The sequence below is a fragment of the Mucilaginibacter boryungensis genome (assembly GCF_015221995.1).
Classification (GTDB): Bacteria; Bacteroidota; Bacteroidia; order Sphingobacteriales; family Sphingobacteriaceae; genus Mucilaginibacter; species Mucilaginibacter boryungensis.
Window position 1 is genome coordinate 398,416 of record NZ_JADFFM010000002.1, and the last position, 24,422, is coordinate 422,837.

18 protein-coding genes are annotated in these 24,422 nt (G+C 42.6%); 7 read left to right on the forward strand and 11 right to left on the reverse strand.

Annotated features, from left to right (window positions below):
- Positions 1 to 255: 255 nt before the first annotated feature.
- Positions 256 to 414: a lmo0937 family membrane protein gene (locus tag IRJ18_RS14565; RefSeq protein ID WP_194107051.1), complete on the forward strand. Its 159-nt coding sequence runs from the start codon at positions 256 to 258 to the stop codon at positions 412 to 414.
- Between the two features lie 131 nt (positions 415 to 545).
- Here IRJ18_RS14565 and IRJ18_RS14570 read toward each other — a convergent pair whose 3' ends face one another.
- Positions 546 to 977 carry an Hsp20/alpha crystallin family protein gene (locus IRJ18_RS14570; RefSeq protein WP_194107052.1) on the reverse strand — a complete coding sequence of 144 codons (432 nt, stop codon included), beginning with the start codon at positions 975 to 977 and terminating at the stop codon, positions 546 to 548.
- A gap of 189 nt (positions 978 to 1,166) precedes the next feature.
- Complete coding sequence (locus IRJ18_RS14575) at positions 1,167 to 1,457, reverse strand: hypothetical protein (protein ID WP_194107053.1); 291 nt, start codon at positions 1,455 to 1,457, stop codon at positions 1,167 to 1,169.
- 366 nt (positions 1,458 to 1,823) lie between these two features.
- Here IRJ18_RS14575 and IRJ18_RS14580 point away from each other — a divergent pair, with 366 nt between their 5' ends.
- The 5 genes from IRJ18_RS14580 to IRJ18_RS14600 are packed head-to-tail and all read left to right on the forward strand — an operon-like array spanning position 1,824 to position 8,440.
- On the forward strand, positions 1,824 to 3,104 hold the full coding sequence (locus IRJ18_RS14580) for a beta-N-acetylglucosaminidase domain-containing protein (RefSeq protein WP_194107054.1): 1,281 nt from the start codon (positions 1,824 to 1,826) through the stop codon (positions 3,102 to 3,104).
- Positions 3,105 to 3,148: 44 nt separating this feature from the next.
- A complete protein-coding gene (locus tag IRJ18_RS14585; protein WP_194107055.1) occupies positions 3,149 to 3,970 on the forward strand; it encodes an N-acetylmuramic acid 6-phosphate etherase in 822 nt (273 codons plus the stop codon).
- Positions 3,971 to 3,980: 10 nt separating this feature from the next.
- Positions 3,981 to 5,972, forward strand: coding sequence for a hypothetical protein (locus IRJ18_RS14590; protein WP_194107056.1), 1,992 nt, complete (start codon positions 3,981 to 3,983; stop codon positions 5,970 to 5,972).
- 11 nt (positions 5,973 to 5,983) lie between these two features.
- The gene (locus IRJ18_RS14595; RefSeq protein WP_194107057.1) at positions 5,984 to 7,261 is read left to right on the forward strand and encodes a sugar MFS transporter; all 1,278 of its coding nucleotides are present in this window, start codon (positions 5,984 to 5,986) and stop codon (positions 7,259 to 7,261) included.
- 39 nt (positions 7,262 to 7,300) lie between these two features.
- Positions 7,301 to 8,440: an alpha/beta hydrolase gene (locus IRJ18_RS14600; RefSeq protein ID WP_194107058.1), complete on the forward strand. Its 1,140-nt coding sequence runs from the start codon at positions 7,301 to 7,303 to the stop codon at positions 8,438 to 8,440.
- Positions 8,441 to 8,490: 50 nt separating this feature from the next.
- On the opposite strand, the gene IRJ18_RS14605 is transcribed toward IRJ18_RS14600, so the two are convergent.
- Positions 8,491 to 9,240, reverse strand: coding sequence for a DeoR/GlpR family DNA-binding transcription regulator (locus IRJ18_RS14605; RefSeq protein ID WP_194107059.1), 750 nt, complete (start codon positions 9,238 to 9,240; stop codon positions 8,491 to 8,493).
- Between the two features lie 337 nt (positions 9,241 to 9,577).
- Between IRJ18_RS14605 and IRJ18_RS14610 the strand changes: the two genes are divergently transcribed.
- Complete coding sequence (locus tag IRJ18_RS14610; RefSeq protein WP_194107060.1) at positions 9,578 to 10,678, forward strand: hypothetical protein; 1,101 nt, start codon at positions 9,578 to 9,580, stop codon at positions 10,676 to 10,678.
- 96 nt (positions 10,679 to 10,774) lie between these two features.
- Here the strand turns inward: IRJ18_RS14610 and IRJ18_RS14615 are convergent, their stop codons facing one another.
- From IRJ18_RS14615 to IRJ18_RS14650, 8 genes are all read right to left on the reverse strand, one after another.
- Positions 10,775 to 11,716 (reverse strand): amidohydrolase family protein, encoded by a 942-nt coding sequence (locus IRJ18_RS14615; RefSeq protein ID WP_194107061.1) that lies wholly within the window; start codon positions 11,714 to 11,716, stop codon positions 10,775 to 10,777.
- 41 nt (positions 11,717 to 11,757) lie between these two features.
- Positions 11,758 to 12,570, reverse strand: a complete 813-nt coding sequence (locus IRJ18_RS14620) for a DUF4397 domain-containing protein (protein ID WP_194107062.1) — start codon at positions 12,568 to 12,570, stop codon at positions 11,758 to 11,760.
- A 46-nt stretch (positions 12,571 to 12,616) separates the two neighbouring features.
- On the reverse strand, positions 12,617 to 13,606 hold the full coding sequence (locus IRJ18_RS14625; protein WP_194107063.1) for a DUF5017 domain-containing protein: 990 nt from the start codon (positions 13,604 to 13,606) through the stop codon (positions 12,617 to 12,619).
- A 17-nt stretch (positions 13,607 to 13,623) separates the two neighbouring features.
- A complete protein-coding gene (locus IRJ18_RS14630; RefSeq protein WP_194107064.1) occupies positions 13,624 to 15,477 on the reverse strand; it encodes a RagB/SusD family nutrient uptake outer membrane protein in 1,854 nt (617 codons plus the stop codon).
- A gap of 25 nt (positions 15,478 to 15,502) precedes the next feature.
- On the reverse strand, positions 15,503 to 18,682 hold the full coding sequence (locus IRJ18_RS14635; protein WP_194107065.1) for a SusC/RagA family TonB-linked outer membrane protein: 3,180 nt from the start codon (positions 18,680 to 18,682) through the stop codon (positions 15,503 to 15,505).
- 156 nt (positions 18,683 to 18,838) lie between these two features.
- Positions 18,839 to 20,224 carry a DegT/DnrJ/EryC1/StrS family aminotransferase gene (locus tag IRJ18_RS14640; RefSeq protein WP_194107066.1) on the reverse strand — a complete coding sequence of 462 codons (1,386 nt, stop codon included), beginning with the start codon at positions 20,222 to 20,224 and terminating at the stop codon, positions 18,839 to 18,841.
- Positions 20,225 to 20,304: 80 nt separating this feature from the next.
- Complete coding sequence (locus IRJ18_RS14645; RefSeq protein WP_194107067.1) at positions 20,305 to 23,322, reverse strand: heparinase II/III domain-containing protein; 3,018 nt, start codon at positions 23,320 to 23,322, stop codon at positions 20,305 to 20,307.
- Positions 23,323 to 23,358: 36 nt separating this feature from the next.
- Positions 23,359 to 24,393 (reverse strand): Gfo/Idh/MocA family protein, encoded by a 1,035-nt coding sequence (locus tag IRJ18_RS14650; protein ID WP_194107068.1) that lies wholly within the window; start codon positions 24,391 to 24,393, stop codon positions 23,359 to 23,361.
- Positions 24,394 to 24,422 lie beyond the last annotated feature (29 nt).

Below are 24,422 nucleotides of genomic sequence, written 5' to 3' on the forward strand. Positions count from 1 at the left end.
TTATAGTTTACTTAACTAATACAATAATATCTACCTACTGTTTGCTTTTATACTTCCCAAACCTGTTAATAGAATATATCCTATTTTTAACTTAAAAGAAACAACAGGACATTATTACTGTCCTGAATAATGCGCTAAATCTTGTTTTTTATACAGGTTTATATGGCTGATGGTCTAATAATTTAGCTTCATATCGTTATGGTATTCAATTTGCAGGTAATTAAACATCTGCTAACCATTAAAAAAGAAAAGCATATGAGATCATTACTGTATATCATAGCTGTCATCCTGATCATAGGCTGGGCTATCGGAACTTTCGCCTATTCAGCAGGCGGTTTAATACATGTTTTATTGGTAATCGCGATCATTTCGCTGATCCTTGGATTCATCAGGGGCGACACGACCACCGTATAAACTATAAGTTAACCCGGTTTGTAATTCAAACCGGGTTTTTATTTATTTAATCCTAATTTTAATATAGTCGTAAAACAAAAAGACCGCCAATAAATGGCGGTCTTTTTGTTGAAATTTCGTTATTATTATTATTATTTTAATTCGATCTGTCGGCTCACTGTCTTGGCCTCTTCTTTTTTTGCGACATCAATTTTCAGGATACCATCTTCGTAAGCTGCTTCGATGTTCGCCTGATCAGCCAGTTCGGGCAGGGTAAATGAGCGGACAAAAGAGCTGTAGCTATATTCCCGCTTATTGTACTTACGGTCATTGTTCTCTACTTGTTGCTCTACAGAAATATTTAGCTGGTTGTCATCCACACTGATCTTAAAATCTTGTTTTTTCAATCCCGGTGCGGCCAGTTCAATATGATAATGATCTGCCGATTCGCTGATGTTCACCGCTGGTACGCGGGTCACCATCCGGTCGTTAAAGAATGTGTCGTTAAAAATCGATTCAAAAACGTCATTAAAGCCTGGCAATAATGCGTTGTTGGCTTTGTTGTTAAATTTAACCAATGTCATGGCCTTTCTCCTTAAAAAAATTTCTAAAAAATAATTGAACAATGAATTTATTAAATTTTGGATTGATGTCCAGTTAACTTTTTACAAGTCGTATGCCAAATCTCAGTCACCGATTAATATGGCAGCTTAGAGGAAAAATCGACAGCTCCCAAGTGAAAAATTTTCAGTCAGGTGTCAATTTTTCAGCGCTTAACCACCTTCAAGCGCCAGGTTTTTAAACACATCCCGCGTAATAATACGGCCGTTAATAGCAATATCATCGATGGTACAATGTAATATCTGGATCGGTAGCGGGATGCCATTCCTCATTTCGGTAAAGTCCATATGTAAAATTGATTTTTCCGATACCGAATCGGTCCCTTTTAACTGGCTAAAAATCGCTATTGCCTTTTCCCGGTTGTTACCCAAATAAAAGGTACCATATGTTTCGAAACCCAGGGGAGTTTTAATGTGCAGGTCGATATAATACTTGGTTTCCATATGAAGTATTTGAATAATTTAAACCTTTAGAACGTTAAACTATTACAAACTTTATTCCATCCCTTCAAATTTCACACATCTGATCTAAGAATTTGCGCCGACTTACAGCTAATCTTTAGTGTTCCAATTTTAATTACTCAACAGTTTTCTCATCCTGTTTTTTTAGATACATTTTGCGATAATATATATTTTTATATATTTGTGTACGTAAACGTTCAGCATTATTTATCGTATTTTATCTTCTTAATTATGATGGGCCAACACCTGTTCACTAAAAAACGTATCGTTTTTTTGGTTATACTAACATGTAGCTACGTGCGGTTATTTGCGTTTAATAATCAACAAACAAACCTAAAATATGCGCAAATGCAGGATTCATTACCTGCAATTAAAGAGGTTCCGGTAAGACTGCCTAAAACAAAAAACTCTTTTTTAGAGAAAGCCGAAATGAGTGCCGACCCAACCGGGTTCAAAATTCGCGGTACCAAAGGCTGGTCGTGGACACCAGAGCAATACCTGGCAGAGATACCTGTGCTGGCCAAATACAAAATGAACTTCATGATGAATTGCTATATCTCGATGTTCAGTCACCCCCTGCCTGCAGACAGCCTTTGGAAATTAACAACTACAAAAAATGAATGGTGGCTGCCTATCCCTGATGCTAAAAAGAAAGCCTACGAAAGAGTATTTGCAAAAGCCCGGGAATACGGCATATCCTTTTGTTTTGGAGTACATGCACAATTAGCTTCTCCCCGGCCGGCAAACTTATCCAGCGATAAGGATTTTGAGGCAATATGGCAGCATTATGCCTGGGCCCAAAGCAAGGGCATACACTGGTTTTCGGTACCGTTGGATGATGTAAACGAAAAGGACACCAGGATAAGCGGCGAAGAACATGCGCGGTTTGTAAACAGAATATTGTCTCGCCTGCGCGAAAAGGACAAGGACGCACAAATGATATTTTGCCCAACTTACTACCATGCCGATGCCAAGGTGCCTAAAGAAAAAGCTTACCTGGAAGGTGTGGCCAAAATACTTGATAAGGATGTTTACGTTTTCTGGACGGGGAAATCGGTATTACCTACAACCATTACCGTTGCCGATGCGGAAGAATTTAAAAGTATGGTTAAACACAGGGTGATACTATGGGATAATTATCCGGTAAACGACGCCTGGAAAACACTGCACCTGGAGCCATTGACCGGCCGTGACCGGTTGCTGTCTACCGTTGTTGATGGCTATATGGCAAATCCCCATTTTATGCAAAATGATATTAACCGGATCCCCCTGTTCACCATAGCCGATTATGCTTATGATCCCATCAGCTATAACCCCGAAACTTCTATTGGCCAAGCTATTGTGCACCAAACCGATAATATTAAGCAACAGCAGGCGCTGTTGGAGTTCACCCGGCTATATTCAGGTAATATCGTTCGCAATGTTGCATTTAACCAGGTAGTGGAAAATGCAAAGCGTATCATGTCGGCACCTTTTTCGCGCCCGGTTGCCGATGCCTACATCGCTTATCTGAAAAAAGTACAATTGGATCTCGAAAGAGAATTCCCCGGTCAATATACATCTGCTAAAAAAACATTTTCCGAAAGCATCCGGCAGGTAGAAACTGACTATGCCTATAAATATAAATAACAACATACAGCTAAATTATTGCTCATTTCAACAGCACTATTATCATGACTAAAATTACAGAGCAGCCATCTAAATACCGTCATTTAGAAAAAATGTCTATCGAAGAATTGACGGCTAACATTAACAAGGAAGATAAAACTGTAGCTTTTGCTATTGAGCAGGCCCTGCCGCAGATCAATTTACTGATCCACAACGTTGTAACTAAACTTAGCCACGGGGGACGGATGTTTTACCTTGGGGCGGGCAGCGGCGGCCGTCTTTCTGTATTAGACATTATTGAACTCCCCACTACATATGGCGCCCCTAAAGGTCAGGTAAATTCGATATTAGCAGGCGGAGCCGAACATTTAATAGAGGCGCTGGAAGAAAAAGAGGATGATACCGAAGAAGCCTGGAGTAAACTAAGCGAGGCAAGCATCTCACCAAAAGATATTGTAATTGGAATTTCGGCCAGTGGCACTACACCTTTTGTTTTAGCGGGATTAAAAAAATGCAGGGAACACCACATTGCAACTGGCTGTATTGTTAGTAACCCCGATTCGCCGATTGCTGCACTGGCGGACTTCCCTGTTGAAGTAATTACCGGCCCGGAGTTTATATCGGGCAGCACCCGCATGAAATGTGCTACTGCACAAAAAATGATCTTCGATATGATCAGTACTACAACCATGGTTAGGTTGGGTCGGGTTGAGGACAACAAAATGGTGAACGTAGCGCTAATAAACGATAAAATTACCGACCGTGCTGTAAAAATGTTAATGGAAACAGCCAAGCTAACCGATTACCAGCAAACCAAACAATTGTTGCTTGAAAAAGGGAGCGTAAAAAAAGCATTGGATCACTTATCTGCTACAAATACGCATTAATGTCATGCTCATGATCAGGAAATTCCAAGTTGTTCTCGCGCTATTACTGTGTAGTTTGTCTGCCACTTATAGTCAGGAATATTTAACAGGTAGTTCGGTAGTAAGTATAGAACCCGATAGCAGCATATATTCTGTAGCGATTGCCGGGTATGGTGCCCCGCGCGAAGGGCGTTTCAGCATTACGTGGAAGCTGATAAGCGATATACCTGAAACGGCAGCCATTACTACACTAAACGGCAAATTATATGCCGCCGGTAAAGACGGCGAAATAATGGAAGGCGTCCTTTTACACGATCATATCTCCTGGAAAATCCTTGAAAATAAAGCCCCGGTTACATGCTTAACCGTTTTAAATGGTAAATTATATGCAGCGACGACAACAGGCGATTTATTACAGGGAACATTAAGTTTGAACGGTATCGTTTGGCTGCATATAGGCAAAAGCAATAACATTACCGGGCTAACCGGTATCAATGGTAAATTGTATGCAGCTAACAGCAGCAATGGTTTGCTAACGGGGGTTATTTGGAAAAATAAATTAACGTGGGTTAATACCGGGCAAGCTTATCGAATACTTGGCATGGCCAATGATGGCGAGCGGGTGTATTATATTAATTCGGGTGATACCTTGTGGTTTAGCAAACCCGGACAACCATATAATCAGTGGCGCGAGATTGGCCGGCATAATTCGTTTACGTTTAATATTCATATTAAACATATTTTGGTGCTTAATGGCCGGTTATATGCCGTATCAAAAGATAATAAACTTTACCTGGCACACCACAGTACCAAAGGCGATCTTACCGTACGTTCGCTGGCAGTGAAAAAGGGCAGGCAAACCGCAGTAATAACCACGCTTGACGTTACCGGTTTCAACTACACTTTTATTAAAACTATAAAAGCCGAGATATTTAAAAGAAGGGGACTGCCTGAAGCCGCATTATTAATTAATGCCAGTCATACCCACTTTGCCCCCGTCACTCAAGCCTGGAGTGCCTGGGGCGATTTTTATCATACCCCCGATAGCAATTATTTAAACCGCATTGTTAAAAAAGCGGTTATCCGTTCCATTGAACAGGCTTTGGATAACCTTGGCCCCGCACAAATATCTTTTGCACGCGGCACAACCAATATTGGCGAAAACCGCCGTGGCGCTAACAACCTGGCGAAACCTTATGATAAAACTTTAGATATTATTAAAATCACCCATCCCGGCAACGGCAAAAGCGAAGTGTTATTCACAACAGGCTGTCATCCGGTGTTCAATAACTCTGAAGCTAATTCAACTTTTACATTAAATGCAAATTACCCGGGCGTAGCAAAAAGGCTTATCCAGGAAAAAACCGGCTATAAGGCAATCTTTGTGCAGGGTTGTGGCGGCGATATCAATCCACGCGTATTAGACTATGAGAGCACCGGGAAAGAATTGGCTGATGATGTATTAAACAGGTTAAATAGTGATATGAAAAAAGTATCCGGTGATATATCTTACTCGCTCGATGAGATACAGATCCCTGTTAAACCCTGGAGCCTTAAAAAAGTACAGGATTTTAAAGCTGAAAATGCGGCGGCTGTGATTGAAGAAAAAAAGAATACGCCACCCTATTCTGCCGAGGGGCAGTTTGTATTAACCCAGCTATTGGAACGCGAAAAGAATGTTCGTTGGGCAAATATTATGCTGGATAACTACAAAAAAGGCACAGTGGCTAAAACGATGCCTTTATACGTCCAGATTATCAATATAGGGCCGTGGAAATTGGTAGGCCTTTCCAGGGAAGTTACTACAGAATATGCGGAAGCCATTCGCGCCCTATGGCCGGATCAATTGGTTTCCGTAGCCGGATATTGTAATGACGTGCCCAGTTACTTACCACGGGACTGGCATATCCACGACAGCACATACGAGGGTTACGACTCATTTTTTTGGTATGGCCAGTCGGCCGTGCCACCGGCCAATGTGCGCGATATTGTACTTAACGGAATTAAAAAACTGCACCGCTAAACACATATATCATGAACGATGGAAACTATAGCGCTCCTAATATAAACCGGTCGATGATCATCATCGGGGCTTTATTTTTTATATTTGGTTTCGTTACCTGGCTTAGTTCGGTATTAATACCTTATTTAAAAATTGCCTGTCAGCTTAACAACTTCAAAGCTTATCTGGTAGTTTTTTCATTTTATATTTCTTATTTAATTATGGCCATCCCATCGGCCTGGGTGCTTAAAATGACCGGGTTTAAAAATGGAATGGCTATTGGCCTGGTATTAATGGCCGTTGGGTCGATGGTTTTTATACCGGCTGCTATATACCGGACATATGGCTTTTTCCTTACGGGATTATTTATACAGGGATCGGGCCTTGCTATTTTACAAACCGCCGCAAACCCTTACGTTGCTATTTTGGGCCCCCGTGAAAGCGCAGCAAAAAGGATCAGTTTTATGGGCATTTGCAATGGGGTGGCTGGGGCTATGGCCCCTATTATTTTAGGTTCTGTGATCCTGGCCGATTCGGATGGATTGCAGGGGCGTATTAACGCCATGCCCACCCTTAAAAAATTAGCCGCGCTGGATACCCTGGCACAACGCGTTATTATGCCATATATAATTATCAGCATTGTTTTAATGATCCTTTCTGTTGTGATCTACTTTTCCGGCTTGCCCGAAGTTGAAGCTGAGGAAGATGAAGCCACTGGTTCGGCCAATGCCCATAAAACAAGTATATTTCAGTTTCCGCATTTAATAGTCGGCGTATTTACCCTCTTTTTATACGTAGGTGTCGAGGTTATCGCCGGCGATTCTATAGTTAACTATGGGGCATCGCAAGGCATAGCATTATCAACCGCCAAGTTTTTTACAGCCTGTACATTAAGCGGCATGTTAGTAGGCTATATTGTTGGCATTATTTGCATCCCTAAGTATTTCACCCAGGAAAATGCCCTCAAGGTATCTGCAATATTGGGAATAATTTTCTCTGTAGCAGCCCTTTGTACAAGTGGCTATATTTCCATTATGTTTATCGCTTTTCTAGGCTTGGCCAACTCGCTCATGTGGCCTTCCATATGGCCATTAGCTATTACCGACCTGGGGCGTTTTACTAAACTCGGATCGTCACTTTTAATTATGGCAATAGGCGGCGGCGCGGTATTGCCTTTACTATATGGCCGGCTTGCCGATAAGTTTACACCCCATTATGCCTATTGCATAGTGGTGCCTTGTTATTTTGTTATTCTTTATTATGCCGTTTACGGACATAAGTTACGCACAGGCGGTGCAATTAAAATTTAATCTTGTCAGCCTGTACAATACATATTTATACATAGCTATATGAAAAGGAATGCTTTAATACTCTTCTTCTCCGCTGTAACTTCACTGGTGATACTTGTCACGTCTTTTAGCTGTATGGCCAGGAAAGTTAATTATACAGACAGCCTGCTCACCTATAAAAATAAAGCCGGGAAAAATGCACCTATTAAAACATTGGCTGAATGGCAGCGGAAACGGGCCCAAATTCTGGAAGGCATGCAACAAGCTATGGGGCCGCTTCCTTCCATGAAAGGTCTTCCGCCGTTAAATATTAAATATATTGATAGTGTAAAGGAGGATAATTTCACTTGCTATACTATCAAATTTACAGTAGCAGTTAACGAAACGCTCCCTGCGCTTTTATATGTCCCGCATCAGAAAAGCAAACTTAAAAAGCTGCCTGCCTTAGTTGTATTACACGGCACCGATGCTTTGGGCAAAAGGGTGTTAAGCGGCATCAGCCCTAAACCAAACCGTGCGTATGCAAAGGAACTGGCACAGCGCGGTTATGTAGTAATAGCGCCCGATTATCCAAGCTTTGGCGATATGGCTGACTATGACTTTGGAAAAGACCGCTACCAATCGGGAACGATGAAAGCCATTTTTGATCATATGCGCTGTGTCGATCTTTTGCAGGGCAGGGCATATGTAGACCCTGATCGTATAGGTGTTATCGGCCATTCGTTGGGTGGGCATAACGCCATGTTTTTGGGTGCGTTTGATAAACGTATAAAGGTAATAGTAGCAAGCTGCGGCTGGACATTGTTTGATAATTATGATATTGGCGAGGAAGGTTCAAAAAAATTTGGCGGTAAGCTTGGGCCCTGGGCGCAGGATCGTTACATGCCACTGTTGCGCGATAAATACAAACTTGATGCGGCCCGGATACCCTTTGATTTTGACCAGGTTATTGCGACACTTGCCCCACGCCCATTTTTTTCAAACTCGCCTTTAAACGATGCTAATTTTAATGTGGCCGGAGTAAAAAAAGGTATTAGCAACGTATCGAAGGTTTATAATTTTTTAAATGCACCTGCTAATTTGCAGGTAAGATATCCTGAAGCCACACACGATTTTCCGCCAGCAGTTAGATTGGAAGCTTATCATTTTATAGACAGCGTACTTAAACACACACCAACCGAGCATCCATTACTGCCGTAAACTAATAAAATCAGTATAACATATCAATTGATTAAAATCAGGCTTGTTTTCTAAAGCAGGACAAGATTAGTATTTTGGTATGGCTTTAATATATCGCTGTTTACAGGCAATTCGGTAATAAGATAGTCCACTTTGTCGATACCACAAATATTTAGCCGTTGTACGGTGTCCAATTTTTCTGAGATAGTCATTACAACCACTTTTTTAGCACAACGGATAAGTGCTTTTTTTACCTGCACTACTTCCCAGTCTACATCGGTTAATCCATCCTTCACCGAAAAAGCATTAGCGCCTAAAAAGCAAATATCTGCCCGCAATTCGGCCAGGCGGTTAATTACAGCCGAACCTATATGTAAATTTGCATTTTTAACCAGTTTTCCGCCAATAGTGACAACATCCAGGTTACTGTGCTCAGAAAGTGTGATAGCAACCTGAGGGCTTATGGTAAAAAAGGTAGCCTTAATGTGATCGGGGATCATCCGGGCAAGCTCCAGCATAGTCGTACCTCCTTCGGTGACAATAACACTGTTGTTTTTAATTAATTTTAGGGCTTTTTGTACAATTCTTTTCTTTTCCTCGGCTGCATAAACATCTGTTTGCGTGGTAAAGGTTGAAACAAATGATGGGCTTACCGCTCCGCCGTGCACCTTTAAAATTTTACCCGAATCAACAAGTTCTTTTAAATCGCGCCTGATGGTATCATCAGAAACTTTAAGCAACAAACTTAAATCTGTAGATAATACTTTATTGTGGAGATTGATCTCCTTAATGATCATTTTCTGCCGCTCTTCTTTAAGCATAACTAAAATTGGGTTAATAAAAGTAGCAAAAATAAATAGCGGGGAATCAAAAATTTGCTTTTGTGTAATGAATAGGTTATTTTTATTATAATATACTTTATACCGCCCGGTCTAAATAAATTATAAAGGCGATTAGTTATCGCTAAATCAATCTGCTTAAAACGTTAGTAGTCCTATAAATAATGCAGCAATGCATTAATCTGCATTATTTACGGGTACGTACACTATTTATTTAAAATTTTTATTAATCACATACATTATGAAAACAAATCGTCCTTGTAGCGGCACTGAGAAGTTGCCGTTGAAAAAACATGTTGCCAGCTATTTAGCAAATAACATGAAAAAAATTATTGTTCTATCCATCGTCGGTACCGCCCTGGCCATTGGCTGCGCAAAAAAACAACAGGTAAATACCGACCAGCCGACACCCGGTAACAGTAAGCTGATAGTTAACTCAGCCCAGCCTTTGCCACAAGGTAAAACCAATTTTTCTGTAACTATGGGTAATTTTGATAATGTTGGCCGTACCTGGGTACGCATTATTAACTGGACATTCAACGCTTCAAATGGCACAGTTGCTGCCACATCATGGACTTGGTTTAGCGATGTAAAAACGGGTACCGGTGCATTTGCAGGCGGTAGCCATACTTGTACTATGGACGGGGTTACTTCTGTTTGTGACAACTACGTCCCTGCCGGGTGGAATACTACAGGCGCCTCCATTCATCAAAGTTGGTCGGGCAGTTATACTTATAATACATCAACCCATGCCCTTAATATTGCCTGGGCAACAATTGATGGGGTTGCTACTACAGCTACCGATGCATGGGATGTTACTTTGCCACAAACTGGACTGGCCCGCGTGAATTTAACCAGCTCAAATTATAGTTTAACCCATGGCCGCGGCTATGGTAGCAATGCGGCATGGACTGTTTACAAAAACATTTCGCAAATTGTGGCCGCAGGTATGCCAAACTTTACAGGCTCAAACCCTAAACATGTTTATGCGCATCAGGACGCCGCTGGTACTTTAACAATCTTACCAACACAGCCTGTTGGTGGCGGCGCATGGGAACCCGCAGCCTTTAATATTACAGGTAGTACTACCCCTTCTAACCCTACACCTGCAGTCACCTTACATCATTATAATTCAGCGGCAGGGGGATGTACAGCCAGTTGCCAAACCTCGCGTACAGGTAATGTAACCCATTTTACAGTTAGCGGTACTAACCGCCAGGTTGGTTATTCGGTGTTTTGCGCATGCTTACCTTCTAATGCTGAATGGCCATGCTACAGCGGGAACAGACACCCTTTTGCATTAATGCAAATTATTGACGATAGCGGCGCGTTGCAAGCTTATGTTGGTATTGAGGCACAGAATAAATCTGGCTATGCCGACTTCCAGTTTCAGTGTGTAGATTATTCCAATATTCCTTAGTAATTATTACTGAGGTATTGTTTCATCAAAGTCACATGTGTTTAGAAGCCATCTTGCAGAACTGCAAGGTGGCTTAATTAAGGTAAGGTATCACCGTCAATCGAAATTCCTTCCTGACTTTCTTAATACATTATTATAGTTACCATAAAATATCTTCTTTTTTTGCGCTTCAGTAACGTTCGAGGCCAGTATTTTTCCAACACTTTGATAATAACAGTTATCCGAACCGAAGAATAGCCTGTCTTCTCCTAATTCCTTTAAGGCAAAATCGATCATGTTCTCGGGGTTATTACTTCCCGATGTATCTACATAAATATTTGGATGGCCTTTGAACGATTTGCAGGCATACTCCCAATCGCCGCCGCCACCTATATGCGCGTACTGGAACATACCCTCGGGATATCTTGTTGCTATAGCTACAAAATCTTCGGGTATGGAAGTATTGGGTTTTATTTTGGTATCATATTTCATGCGATAACCGGCAACGCCTAACTGGCAATTGGAATGGCAGTGTACGATCATTTTCAGATCGATCATTTTTTCGATGATAGGATAAAACAGCGGATCACTAATTTTTACCTGAGTATAAACTTTTAAACCAACCATCCCGTTGTCAACACAACGTTTTATTTCTTCAAGCGATTCTTTTTGATAAAGTACGTTTAAAGTAAGCTGACCTACAAAACGGTCGGGGTATTTTTTCATGGCCTGCATTACCAGGTCGTTATACGATCTAAAGTTGACAGGTGTACCTTCACCGCTGGTTATTGGCCTCGAAATAATCATTTTATTGATACCCAATCTATCGGCAAATGCAATATTTCCTTCAGGCGGGCCATCAAACAAATTGACGTGGATGTGGGCATCTATTTTCCGGTATTTCATCACTTCTTTCATAACATCGTAAGAAGCTACCGCATCGCTTGTTAAAGGTTCGTCATGTTTATCTTTGGATGATACCTTCAGCAAGCCCGCCGGCATTACCATACCCGCAGCCGATAAAGCCGCCCCCGTAACAAATTTCCTCCTGTTTATCATAGCCGTTATTAGTAAGTCATCATTAGCTGCCGACAACTAATTTAGTTATTTGCCACCAATTTTAACGCCAGCGGCGATTTGGTAGCTGTTTTAACCGTGTACTGAGTTGATACCGCATACAGCGTATATAGCTTACCTGCTTCCAGGGACGCAGTAAGGTCTACGGTATTTACCGGGTCTAAAAGCGCAGCTGCGGATGTAGCACCATATACTCTAAATGTTACCGAGCTTGCGGGCAAACTAGCATAGTCTGAACTAAACAATTTTAAACCAAGTGCTTGTGTTAATGTGGTGGTTGCCGCTGTGCTGCCAACAGTATTTACCTGTAAAAATGTAAGCAACCCTAATGGTGCGTTTAGCGGCTGCGAACTCATATTCACAAAACGCACTTTCGCAGTCCCTGCATCGGGCGCGGTTGTATTGTTATCGGCAACGGCGATTAAACCGGTTTTTAAGGTGGTGGTAATATTAGTAGCATTTGTCCATAACCTATCCTTTATAAAAAAAGAATACTGGATACCATCGGCAATATTAAGCGTGGTATCGGCAAGTACCGCACCAGTGTTTGTTTTGGCCGAAATTTTTCTTGAGCCGTTTGTTAACGGATAATATGAAGAAGCATTTGAAAAGGCCACAGCGCCGCCTGTAGTAAGTTTCACATCATCAACATACAAATCGGCAGGGGTAGCATTGTTGTTATACGAGCTATGTACCAGGCGTAAACTTGTTGCTGCCGTTACATTACCCTGGTTTGTTGTTTTGTCTTTTTTACAAGCAGGGGCCAACACGATAATCATCGACATCAGCATAAAAATGTATTTGCCGGCCGTATTTATTGGTAATATCTTTTTCATAAAATTATTAATAAGACCGGAAGAAAACCCTCCGGGCAATGAACATTTACGGTGTAATAGTGAGTACTATTTGTTTAACCACTTCTTTAGTGCTATTTACAGTATTGTTTGATGCGACAAACGTTGCTTTATAAGTACCTGGCTGAGCATAACTGAACGTGTAGTTAGTAAGTGGGGTGCTTTTTTCCTGGTCTTTAATTGCTACGCTTTTGTCATTTCCCAGGTTAATGGAAGCTGTATTGATAGCCGTACTTACCGCCCAGTTTTCGCTTTGCGGGTCGTTGCCGGGATCGTTCACCGGGTCGTAAAGGTTTCCTAACAAAGTAACCCTGGAACTGCTTACGCTTGATCGGGCAGGGGCAGTTGTTGGGTTTTGGTCAACAATGCGGAAACCTGCCAGTATCTGGTTTACAATGGTTGGATTGACAGGTATGTTGGTAGTGCCTATATTTTTTTTGCTCACCAGTGTAAATGCTTCAAGAAACCAGCTCCTTGCTGTTCCATTGATAGCCTGGGGTTTGGTAATATACTTGTAAGCAAAATAAATAGGCTTGCCTGCTACTAACAGGTCTGATACGTCAACTGAAGTTGAGGTGATCAATGTGGCGGTTGTAGCATATTTAAAACGTGCGGTTATATCCGTCCAAGTAGCTTTGGTAACGTTTGCATAATCATATTGACCGTTAAAATCGGTTGAAGCCAATACCGCTAACTGTGGTGGTGCAGTCGCACTTAAAGTACCCTGGGTACCGCCTGATACGCCGCTATTGAATGATAGCTTTGCACCGCCGTCACTATTGTCTATTATTCTGCCGTTTCGGTAGTCAAATTCCTTTTGCGGTTCGCCTGAATAAAAGGCAACTATATCGGCATCACAGTTGATATTGAAAGTGATGGTTTGCCCTGCCTTGTAGGTTGTAGCATCAGTTGTCACATCAAATGATGGTTCGCCAGGCTTTTGCAGATGGTCTTTGTTGCACGATGCCGTCAGGATAATGAGGGCAGCTGCTAATATATAGTGATATCTGAATTTCATTTTCTGTTGTTTTAAGGTTAATTCCAGCCGGGGTTTTGTGTAAGTGCTTTGTCGTTCAGCAATTCCTGGGCAGGGATTGGGAGTAACACGAATTTGTCAGTCACCAGGCCATACCAGGTAATCATGTGTGCAACACTGGTAGCCCCTACACCATCAGCAGCGGCTTGTGCCGATGCAGCTTGCATAGTATTTACATATATACCCCAGCGTATCAGGTCGAACTTGCGCAGCGATTCAAAGCACAATTCGCGTTTTCTTTCATCCTGTATAAATTTCAAAAAATCCGGTTTCGACATCCCAACAGGGGCATCGGCATCATCTGTATTAAATAAGGTTACGGTAGCCGTAGCCCCCGTGCCATTGCCACCGGTTATAGTAACGGCAGGGGCAGAAGTATACTGCCCGTAGCTTAACCAGGTAACGTGATTGGGTGAAAGATTAATAGCAGTTACTTTACCGCCCGATACAACTGCGGTAGCGGCACCGCCGCCAGCACCGCCGCCGGTAAAGCTTACAGTGGGCGCAGTTGTATATCCTGAGCCTCCGTTGGTAACAGTAATGGTTTTAATACCGCCTATAGCATAAGCCCTTCGCCTTACCTGGTTAAGGGCATTGTAGGCATCGGCTGTGGGGCCGTTTACCGCATTCTCGGCTTCGGCAAACATTAGCAGTACATCTGAATACCGTATGATTGTAAAATTCTCAGGCGTTTGGTTAGGGTGATAAGGACGCACTAACTCATATTCCCTCCTCCATTTGGCATTTGGGAAGGTATAGATAGATGCCTGGTTAGCAGGGAATGCTTTGTATGTCCTGGTGCCGTCGGCAGCAAGGTTGTAATTCTGCACGTTCCAGCCTTTGCGCACATCGCCAGGGGCGTATGAGTTATATAAGCCGGAAGTTACCCACATATAGCCCGAGGCATTACCTACCGTAGTAACCGCGGGCGCCACAGCTGCTGTTTGTACAGCGCCGCAATTGAAACCAACCTGGCCGGTTTCAGCGGAAAACGTACCGGTACCATCGCCCGAGAACTCAACCTCCCAAATACTTTCCTTAATGTCATATTTATCCTGCGCTACTTTAATAAATACGTCCGAATAACTTGGGTTCAGCGCATGTCCTGCTTCGGTATCATCCATCACCATTTTGGCCCATTTGCGTGCATCGGCATATTTAGCTACATCATTCAGCGGTTGACCCGCCATACTGAGGCAAACGCGCGCCAGTATGGCACGCACCGCAGATTTACTTACCCTGCCACCGTAGCCCAGCTGAGTGATCTTCAATACCAGGCCTTCCGCATCGGTCATATCTTTCAATATCTGCGTATATACTTCAGCTATGCTTGAACGCGGCTTGTCCAGATTATTGATATCGGTAACAGGCTCTGTAGTTAATGGAACACCGCCGTAGCTTTGTACCAACAGAAAGTAATAATACCCCCTTAAAAACAAGGCTTCGCCGCGCACCTGATCGCGCAATGCCTGCGGTATGCTTTGGTTACTGTTTACGTTTGCGATTAATACGTTGGCACGCGCAATACCTTTATATAAATCGCGCCAATAGGCAAAAACATCAGCCGTAGATGAGGTGAACTGGTTACTGTTTAAATAAGTAGTAAAGTTACTTGCCCTTGCAAAGCCCTCGTCAGCTTCCCACCCTTTAAGGTAATGGAACTTGGTTTTATAAAGTTCGCCACTTTGTAAAATATTATACACGGCAGCCAGGGCATAATTTAACTGATCGGCAGTTTGGAAGTAGGTGGAAGGCGCAAGGCTATCTTCCGGCTTGGGCTTGCTCAGAAACTTTTTACATGAACTTACGCTTATCAGGGCGATAAGAATAAGTAAGCATTTTAATTTTTTCATATCAATATGTTTTAAATTAACACTGTTAAAAAGATGCGTTTACGCCCAGCACAATTGTGCGGGATTGCGGATAAGGTGAAAAATCGAATCCGGGCATTAATACGCCTAAGCCGCCCCTGGTTGAAACTTCGGGGTCCATACCAGTATACTTGGTCCAGGTAATAAGGTTCTGTGCTGAAACATTAATGCTTAAAGCACTTAGCGAAAATCTTTTCAGATATTTAGCGGGAACACTATACGCAAGTGACGCAGTTTTCAGGCGCAGGTATGAGCCGTCTTCAACTGTGCGTGATGAGAAATAGCCTACCTGCCCCTGGCCACCCGCACGATAGTTTGGCGCATCCTGATTGGTTGGCGACCACCGGTTCTCATAGCTGGCAAATTGGTTCAAATCGGTACGGCCGTTGGCATTACCCTCAAGAATAATACGGTTGGCATTATAAACATTGTTTCCATACGACCATTGGAAGAACAGGTTCATGGTGAAATTTTTATAAGTGAAGTTGTTTGAAAAACCTCCATAATGGATGGGTTGGCCACGGCCGATAACCGTCCTGTCAAGCGAGTTCACCGTTCCGTCCCCGTTCAGATCTTTGTATTTAATATCACCGGGTTGTTGTGTAGCGGCGCCATTTGTAGGCACACCCGGTTTCAGTACATATACGCCAGGCGCGGGATTGTTAAAATCAGCATATTGATAGTTGCCATCCCATACGTAACCGTACATCTGGCCAACTGGCCCGCCTAGTTCGGCCAGGTACATATCGCCGAACGAAACATCAAACGATGGTGAGTTTATAGTTTGTAACTGACCGCGAGCTAAAGCAACTATCTTGTTTTTGTTGAAGCTGATGTTGAAATTACTTTCCCATGTAAATTTGCGTGTTTTAATAGGCGTGGTAGTAACACTGATTTCCAAACCACGGTTTCTCATCGAACCGATATTTTGTGTAGCTGTGGCAAAGCCTGTCCATGCCGCCAGCGGTGCGCCGGATATTAGCAGGTCTGTAGTCGATTTATCGTAAACGTCTACTTCCAGTTGGATACGGTCTTTGAATAAACCTAACTCATAACCAATATCTTTAGTGGTGGTCTTTTCCCAGGTAAGGCCGAGGTTTTCAATACCAGTAGTATAAGCGCCTAATGTTGGCGCATTATTAAAGGTATAGGCGCCGTTTGCAGTAGCATTAACCGCAATAGTTGAATACCAGTCGTAATCGCCAATACGGTTGTTACCGGTTACACCATAACTGGCCCTCAGTTTTGAATAGCTGATGAAAGGGATCTTCTTAATAAACTCTTCGTTATGCATGTTCCACCCAACACCGGCTGTTGGGAAATAGCCCCACTGTTTAGGGAATTTTGAAGAACCATCGGCCCTTAATGCTACTTTGAGATAATATTTGGATTGATAATTATAATCGGCAATGCCAAAGAATGAAGAAAGCCTGCTGCCGGTTGCAGTGGCTACCGGTGCACTTGCGATGCCCTCATCAAGGCCCGCCATACCTTCGCTTTCGTTCGGCAGGTTGGTGCCGGTATAGCCATAAGCACGACTGTGAGATGATTGCTGACTGTTGCCTGCAACTACGGTAAGGTGATGAACGTTATTAAAAGTATTTATATAGGTTAATGTATTTTCATTCGACCAAATATCCATGGTTGTTTGCAGGATCGACCCGTAAATGCCGTTAAGCCTTAACGGGTTCAACGGGCTGCCTTGCGGTGTTTTTGAGTTATAAAAACGGTCCTGTTCGGGGCGCAGCACATTTTTAATACCCGTAACTTTTAATTGCAGATGTTTTACAATATCCCAGGTAAGGTATCCGTTAACCGTCAGGTTTGCGTACGAACTATAATTATATTCATTTTCTGCAGAAATTTTGGGGTTAAGGCGAATATCTGAAGTATTGATACTTTCCGGGTCGCCATCAGATTCCAGCAGGTTATAATCAGTATTGGAACCTTGTATCGGGCGATAGGCCCATGCCCTAAACCACTGCGCGCTGGAAAGCGAGGCGACTGGTGTACTTGAAGCTTGTACGCCATAAGCCTTAACTTCCATATAATCCGCGGTGAAGCCTGTTCTGAATTTCTTGCTAATGGTTTGATCAATGGTGGCACGGCCCTGATATTTTGTGTAGCCAGTATTGATCAGCACACCTTTTTGATCGAAACTTGCCACCGACACCGAGTATTTGGTTTGTGCATTACCTCCTCTTAAAGCAACATTATTTTTAAGTATCGACCCTGTCCGTGATATTTCACCAGGCCAGTTGATGCCTTGCATATTACGGTATGATTCCAGTGTTTTACCATTAGCAAGATAATTGCTGGTCGCATCAGCTGCATTACGCTCGAATTGATATTTTACAAATTCGTAAGGATCCATCAATGGAATTTGCCGGCGAATAGATTGTTTGCCATACGAGCTTGTAAAGGATACTACCGGGCGCCCAATTTTACCTCGTTTTGTTGTTATTACAACCACACCGTTAGTACCGCGCGAGCCATATACCGCAGTTGATGCCGCGTCTTTTAATATATTTATCGATTCAATATCATCCGGGTTAAGGTTAGCGCTTTCATAGTTTTCTGTAGCAAAACCATCAATAATATATAATGGCTGCACGCTATTGTTAAGAGATGAAGCACCTCGGATTTGGATGTTCATCGTATTACCGGGCTGTCCGTCATTTGATGATACCTGCACACCGGCCACGCGGCCAGCCAATGCTTCAGCAAAGTTTGAAACAGGGGCTTTATTAATATCGGCTATCTTTACAGATCCTACAGCGCCGGTCAAATCAGCTTTTCTTACGGTTTGGTACCCTATTACCAGTACTTCGTTTATGGCAGCAGGCTGCTCCTTCATTGTGACATTAATGGTCGTTTGTTCACCCACAGCTATTTCCTGGGTTTCCATGCCTACAAAAGAAAATACCAGCACATCGGTACTTTTGGCCTTGATACTATATTTTCCGTCATTTCCGGTTGCAACTCCTGTCGTTACACCTTTAATTTTCACACTCACACCTGGAAGCGGCTGTCCGGATTCTATTACTGATCCTGTGATTGATTTTATGTTTTGTGAGAAGATTTGTTGTGGGAAAACAAAAAGCGCGAAAAGGATCATTATCATCATCCCTATACTTAAAGGACTGTTTGATCTGGGTCTTCGCATTGGCGTATAAATTTTTCGCATAATGAAATTGATTAGGAGGTTAATACTGTGTACGTACCCGTAATATGGGTAAAGTTTATGTCTACATTGTATGCTTTCTATACATGACGTTAATAAATGTATCCTAACTAAAGGGCTTATTACATTACTTTATTGCCGGTCGCTCTTATGCGTTTATTATCCTTTAACTACTTTCTTCAAACGCTCGGCATTAGCGTGTGTCTTTTCGATAGCAGACGCTATGGCGTCCATATCTGCTTTGCTTCCTAAAAGCAGGTTCTGTGTAAACCATACCGCTTCATTACATAACTGATTATTCTGGGGGCACTGGTTCCTATCCATATAATCTTTGTAATTCAGCATTTCCTTAGGATATATTTTTTTATAGTTTTTAGATTCGAAAGTTTCTTTAATAAATGGCTGATCGTTCAATGTAGTGTATCCGCTTGAACATGGGACACCCTCGGCCCTTAGTGATTCCAGGAACCCAGCGCGTGATAACCCCTTAAACTCTTCGGATTTATAGCGGAACGGAAAAAGGTGAAAAGCAGCCTGCGTTACATTGTCATAAAGTTTATAAGGCAATATACCCGGCACTTTGGCAATTTTTGCACTTAGATAAGCTGCATTTTCATTACGCGTAACTGTTTGCGCCTGCAAGCGGGCTAGTTGGGCCAGCCCAATTGCAGCCTGGTATTCTGTCAGCCTTACTTTGGTACCCTGCATCAGGCTTCCGGTATTTGGCTTTCCAACAAAACTGCCATATGGCAAACCCAGGTTCTGATAGGAGAAACACCTGTCTAAAAACGCATCATCACTACTTACAATAGCTCCACCCTCGCCTATTGGAATATTTTTTGAGTTCTGGAAGCTGAAGCATCCGGCATCGCCAATTGTCCCTACCTTTTTATGATTTATCTCGGCTAACGGCGCCTGACAGGCATCCTCAACAACAAGCAAGTTGTGTTTCTTCGCAATCGCCATAATATGATCCATGTCCGCAGGCAAGCCTAATATATGTACAGGCAATATCGCTTTGGTGCGCGGGGTAATTTTTGCTTCGATCTTATTTGGATCGATCTGGAAAGTTTGCGGATCAACATCAACAAACACCGGCATAGCACCGTTGGCTAAAATAGCTTGTACTGTGGCAACAAATGTATATGGTGGCACAAGTACCTCATCGCCCCCGCGTATGTTTAATTGATCGAGCGCGACAATTAAAGCATTAGTACCATTGGAAACTACAAGACTGCGTTTAGCGCCTAATGCTTGTGCCCAGGCCTTCTCAAATTCGGCTACTACAGAGGCCCGCGACCATACACCGCTCCTTAATACTTCAAGCACACGCTTTTCGTCTGTTTCTGGTATCCATATTGGCCATTTTATCCACCTTGAGGTATCCCAGGCGGCCTGGCCACCCAGCAATGCAGGCGTCGAGGCTGATTTTGAACCTATGGCGAAAACAGATGGGGCTGCATTTAATGCTAATACAGTGCCTATGCCAGCAATGGAACTTTGTTTCAAAAATGTGCGTCGTGTTGAAGTAATTCTATTTTTCATTTTATGATCGTTTAGAGAGTGTTAGTATTGTAGCTGTTTGATATGATGTAAATTCTCAGTTGTGTTTTAAGATATTGAGCTTATTCTTTTGTTATGTTACTATCCCATATGGCATGTGATGGGATTTGAAACGGGGCGCCTTCATCAAAATCGTATAAATATTGTTTTGGAGATTCCCCAGAGCCGCGCACAAATGAAATAGGCCCGCAAAATATTTTTGAACCATTATTATATTTCTCTACACTTGTTATTGTATAACAGGCATCGCGTTCGCTGTTTGCAGCAACCATAATGGGCTGTCCGTTCAAACTACCATCTGTCGGGAGTTTCGTGTCAACCACTATCCATCCGCCACCCGATAGTTGTTTATTCATGGTTACTACTTTACCTGTTAAGGGACCAGTTGAATGGAGCGTAAAATTATTATAGGCTAATGATGTACCGTTTATCAAAGCTCCCGCAAGCGCTTTGCCGTCATTTTCGCGTACATACCCCACCATACCATTCATAGAAGGGCCGTTAGCTAATTTTATAGTCTTATCAGTAAGTGAATTATATAGCACTAAATCGGTATTACCATTCATTAGCTCTACTTTAAGATAAACATAAGTGCTTTTACCATCATCCAGCCTTTTTACCGACTTTATAAAAGGCCGGGTTTTATAAGGCTCAATTACTGAAACAAATGTGCTGTTAAGGTTATTACCCTGGTTGTGGATCAATACATAATCCAGTTTACGCGGGTTGCCCGGTTTATTTTGCGGTGGATCGCCATCGGCCAGGGCCACATCTGCAGATTGATTTAAAGCGTAATATCTTAAATGTATATCATCTTTATCCGAAACATTCCTGTAACCTGCTGCAGCCTTCCAGTCTAACATAAATTGTGCAGGCGGATTTTTATCTGCCCTTACATTGTACAGATATGAATAGCCTATAGGGAAATTTCCCTCTGCTGCTTTGGCGCCCTTTTCAATATTTACTCCGGCATAAGTACCTGTAGTTTGCAATTGCAAGTTTAAACCCTCACTGTTTACCAATCCCGGTGGCCCATGAAAGCCATAAACATGATCATCACCGCCCGCTACCCTAACAATATCTACGGCATACGCGTTACTATCGGAACTAATAAGACACATGGTACGGGTGTAGGTTTTAAGGCCGGGATATGCTTTTTTACCGTCTATCTCTACTGCTGCAAATCCATTTAATTGCTTAAAAAAATTGATTTTCCCACTCCATATTTCCTTTTGAGGTGTTTTGTTTACCAATACTGTATTATGCGAAAGTGTGGAGCCTGTCCATTCCTGGTTACTGGGCCAGTTGGTGGCAAATTCAGGATAACCCTGATCTGGCGCAAGCCAATTATTAAAGCCCCAAATATCAAAATTTAGCATATCGGGATGCGCGTGCTTAATAGTGCGCCCATAGTTGAGGGCCAGTGATATAGAGGACTTGTTATCCGCACCTAATACCGCTAATCCAAAACCACTTACCAGGTAACCATTTTGGGGAACAACTTTTGTATTCTCGGCAACTTGTTTTATCTCACGGCTTAACGCATCCGGATCGGCAGCATAGATATCCCGTCCTAACACTTCAGCCGAATTCCCATTGCTTTTATAAGCGGCTACGGCAATTTCAGGATCGCGAGTGTACCGATAGCCCTGAGCCATAAACTGCGGATCGACACCTGAACTGCTAACTAAGCCTGTAGCGCCTGAATCGCCCGAATTGGGAATAGCTTTACCATGTATAGCCAAACGGTACGGTAGTAAAAAGGCAGGGGTAATATGGGGGAACTCCTTGAAAATATCGTGGTGTGTGTATGCGGGGTAATGTTTCAGTTCGTCGGCTAACCGGGCAATCATTTTTCCCCATAAAAATGTATAGTTTGGAGCACCTTCATCTGTGCTGCCATCATGGTCCATGGTATTTACCATTAACCAGGGTATATTTCCGCCAGTAGAGGAAAATAACCAATCCAGCCATTCTGTAGTTTCAGGAGCGGTATTTAGCGCTATGGCACAGGTAGCAACTGTTAATTGGTGCATCCCCTGGTTGCCACGTATTTTTTTAGAAAGTACAGCCTGGAATGCGGTACGCAATATCCCTTCATCAATATTATCCACCAACAGCTTGCGGGTACCTTTTTCCGATTTTAGTTTATACTTTTTTGATTGCTGAAGCAAAAACTGGTAAAGCTGTTGGTCATTTTCAGTACCACTTAAGATCTTATCGTACGAAGTTGCCATTGACTGTGCTAAACCAGTCTCTGATATTGATCCGCCTATTTTACCCAGGTTAGACCCGCCGTCTGAATTGTACCAGCCTGCATCTGCATAAGGTTTCCATTCCATATCCGGATAAACGTCGGCTATGCGATCAAGGAGAATGGCCGCCTTATGTGCATAAATTTTATCACCTGTATATAAATAGGCATCAGCAAGTAATGCTATTCCATTAAGCAGATAATCCCAATACTTATAAGTGAAATAGCCAATAAACCTATGTGGCTGGTCATCTTTATCTATATAACCATAGCCGTCATCTACGCCAAACATATGCAGCGGATCTTTAGGGTCGGGATGGGCGGTGTTGTACAATAATTTCCTATCGGCCTTAGCCGGATTAAAGACCCCGGTCTCATCTATACCGCTTTGGTAATACTTTCCAAAATCGTTTGTAGGGAAAACATTATGGCATGATGGGCAGGTCAGCTTCCATGGTTTATTCAAAATATCAGGCTCGTAGGGATAGTTACCGAAACTGAATATTTTTTTACCACAAACCAGGCATCCAATCGCCTTTGTTTTACCTTTACGCCTATCCAGCGTAACATCAATACACCGGGGTAAAGCCTGGCCTGGCACCATACCCCACAACTGTTCATCGCTAATTGTTATCCAATGTTTTGCATTTGCTATAGCCTTGGTTTGAAGCTTTTTACCCCAAACGTATTTATCGCAATTATTACGCAGGTTTGCAATGCGCTCTTTGGTATACATACCGCCAAACTCCCGCTGCGCGCTTGCGCGGGTAAATACTGCAATAAGTATCACAATTGCTAAACAACCGGTAATTCTTTGTTTGTACATAATCAGGTCAAAAACATGCGCTATTAGTTTTAATGGTTATTTTCTTATTGCTTTTGCGCGTTTATACATATCGTCCATACTTATTGGGGCACCATTGTTTTTCTTGCTTTCGTCTGCCGCCTCCATAAAGGCACATATTTCAAGCGTTTCTTTTTCTGTCACCGGTGGTATACCTGTTTTAAAGAATTCAAGGACTTTAATTAATAAGGGATCATACCCCCCATAGGCACCTAAGGTGGTCACCCCTTTATCGCCGAATACTGTACCGCCATATTGCTGCTTCCCATCATGAAGGCCGCGGAAAGTCCCTATACGTTCGCCCTCCCATATCCCTACCACTACGTCTGCGCCGGGAGTTGTAAAACGGCTTACCGTTTTGCAACCTGTACCCATTACCGTGAAAAGTGTTTCTACACCGTGGATACCATACCAAAACAGATCAGGGTGTGTTTTTTCAAATTTCTCGGGGCTATAAGCATCTGCACCTAAAACTTTGCCTACACTACCAGCCACTACTGCTTGTGCACCGGCTGTAAAGCGCAGGGACGAAGAAGAAAATATTGGTACGTTATATTTTTTTGCTACTTCAAAAATGGCTATCGCATCAGCCAGCGATGCGGCTATCGGTTTATCTATAAATAACCTTTTACCCGATTTTAAAACTTCTGTAGCTTGTTCAAGGTGCAAACGACCGTCGTTGGTTTCAAGCATTACCACATCCACTTTCTTAAGCAGATCCTTTATTGAACCAACAATTTCAACTCCCAGTTTCTTCACTTCTGTAGTATAACCCGGTATTCTTTCAACACTGGTTTGAATATCGCGGCTACCCTGTGGATAAGCAGCAACTACCTTATATCCCATGTACTCGGCATTTGCCTTATCTTTATTTAGCGCCTGCACAAAAGCTACACTGTGCGATGTATCAAGCCCTATGATTCCGATGCGCAAATTATCTGACAACTTGTTTTTTGCATAAGAATAAAAGGGGGCCTGGTTAGCCAGTGTAACACCTATACCTGCAATTGCGGCATTACGGATAAAATTGCGACGGGAATGATCTTGATTCATTTACTTGAGTTAAAACGCGGTTATTAGCA

Bases quoted from the DNA above. Each gene is read 5' to 3' on its own strand.
- IRJ18_RS14620 (WP_194107062.1), bottom strand. From the start codon at position 12,570: ATGAAAAAGATATTACCAATAAATACGGCCGGCAAATACATTTTTATG.
- IRJ18_RS14640 (WP_194107066.1), bottom strand. From the start codon at position 20,224: ATGAAAAATAGAATTACTTCAACACGACGCACATTTTTGAAACAAAGT.
- IRJ18_RS14645 (WP_194107067.1), bottom strand. From the start codon at position 23,322: ATGTACAAACAAAGAATTACCGGTTGTTTAGCAATTGTGATACTTATT.
- IRJ18_RS14585 (WP_194107055.1), top strand. From the start codon at position 3,149: ATGACTAAAATTACAGAGCAGCCATCTAAATACCGTCATTTAGAAAAA.
- IRJ18_RS14590 (WP_194107056.1), top strand. From the start codon at position 3,981: ATGATCAGGAAATTCCAAGTTGTTCTCGCGCTATTACTGTGTAGTTTG.
- IRJ18_RS14600 (WP_194107058.1), top strand. From the start codon at position 7,301: ATGAAAAGGAATGCTTTAATACTCTTCTTCTCCGCTGTAACTTCACTG.
- IRJ18_RS14635 (WP_194107065.1), bottom strand. From the start codon at position 18,682: ATGCGAAAAATTTATACGCCAATGCGAAGACCCAGATCAAACAGTCCT.
- IRJ18_RS14605 (WP_194107059.1), bottom strand. From the start codon at position 9,240: ATGCTTAAAGAAGAGCGGCAGAAAATGATCATTAAGGAGATCAATCTC.
- IRJ18_RS14570 (WP_194107052.1), bottom strand. From the start codon at position 977: ATGACATTGGTTAAATTTAACAACAAAGCCAACAACGCATTATTGCCA.
- IRJ18_RS14650 (WP_194107068.1), bottom strand. From the start codon at position 24,393: ATGAATCAAGATCATTCCCGTCGCAATTTTATCCGTAATGCCGCAATT.
- IRJ18_RS14625 (WP_194107063.1), bottom strand. From the start codon at position 13,606: ATGAAATTCAGATATCACTATATATTAGCAGCTGCCCTCATTATCCTG.
- IRJ18_RS14565 (WP_194107051.1), top strand. From the start codon at position 256: ATGAGATCATTACTGTATATCATAGCTGTCATCCTGATCATAGGCTGG.
- IRJ18_RS14575 (WP_194107053.1), bottom strand. From the start codon at position 1,457: ATGGAAACCAAGTATTATATCGACCTGCACATTAAAACTCCCCTGGGT.
- IRJ18_RS14595 (WP_194107057.1), top strand. From the start codon at position 5,984: ATGAACGATGGAAACTATAGCGCTCCTAATATAAACCGGTCGATGATC.
- IRJ18_RS14610 (WP_194107060.1), top strand. From the start codon at position 9,578: ATGAAAAAAATTATTGTTCTATCCATCGTCGGTACCGCCCTGGCCATT.
- IRJ18_RS14580 (WP_194107054.1), top strand. From the start codon at position 1,824: ATGCAGGATTCATTACCTGCAATTAAAGAGGTTCCGGTAAGACTGCCT.
- IRJ18_RS14615 (WP_194107061.1), bottom strand. From the start codon at position 11,716: ATGATAAACAGGAGGAAATTTGTTACGGGGGCGGCTTTATCGGCTGCG.
- IRJ18_RS14630 (WP_194107064.1), bottom strand. From the start codon at position 15,477: ATGAAAAAATTAAAATGCTTACTTATTCTTATCGCCCTGATAAGCGTA.